We start from the raw sequence: 704 nt of genomic DNA, 5'->3' as shown, positions 1-704 counted from the left end.
AAAAGATATACTCATTACCTTCTTCACAAGAGTGAAGGATCTAGTTTCTTCTCTTATTTATAGAAAATATTCTCTTATACATTAGTTATAAGAGTTTTTTTGTAAAGTGAGGTTATAATGGATTTTACTAGAACTATTTTATATCTAGAACTATTTTATATGGTGTATCTAATAAAAAATGGTTATCAGAGTTGTTAAAAATTGAAAAGAGTAAATTAAAAAATATAAGAAATAATTTTAATACAGTTCCTTTTGTAAAGAAGGGAATTATATAATGCTGGAAAAATGCATAAGCTAGTATTAAAAAGAATTGTAAAATATTTGCAGAGTATTGACATTCCAAATTATATCCATGGAGGTATTACAGGGAAAAGCTATGTTACCAATGTAGAATCTCATAAGAAGAATAGATATGGTGTAATTATTGATATATCGAATTTTTTTCCTAGTACAGATGCGCAGAATGTGTATAATTTTTTTAGGTTTGATATGAATCAGTCTACTGATATTGCTAAAATAATGACAGATTTGACAACGGTATCAAAAGGGAATAAAAGTTTTCTACCTCAAGGTTTTCCAACAAGTCCAATTTTAAGTTTTTTGGCATATCATAAAATGTATGAACTTTTAAATAATTATGCAAAGGTTCGGGATTTAACTTTTTCAGCCTATTATGATGATTTAACTATTATGATGATTTAACT

General features: G+C 26.0%; 1 protein-coding gene. It reads left to right on the top strand.

From position 1 onward, the window contains the following. Positions 1-285: 285 nt before the first annotated feature. Complete coding sequence (locus D8886_RS11625; RefSeq protein ID WP_125435784.1) at positions 286-702, top strand: reverse transcriptase family protein; 417 nt, start codon at positions 286-288, stop codon at positions 700-702. The last annotated feature ends 2 nt before the right edge of the window (positions 703-704 follow it).

Origin of the sequence: Streptococcus sanguinis (genome assembly GCF_003943655.1) — a bacterium.
GTDB classification, from domain to species: Bacteria; Bacillota; Bacilli; order Lactobacillales; family Streptococcaceae; genus Streptococcus; species Streptococcus sanguinis_F.
This window is presented reverse-complemented; position numbering and strand designations above follow the sequence as displayed.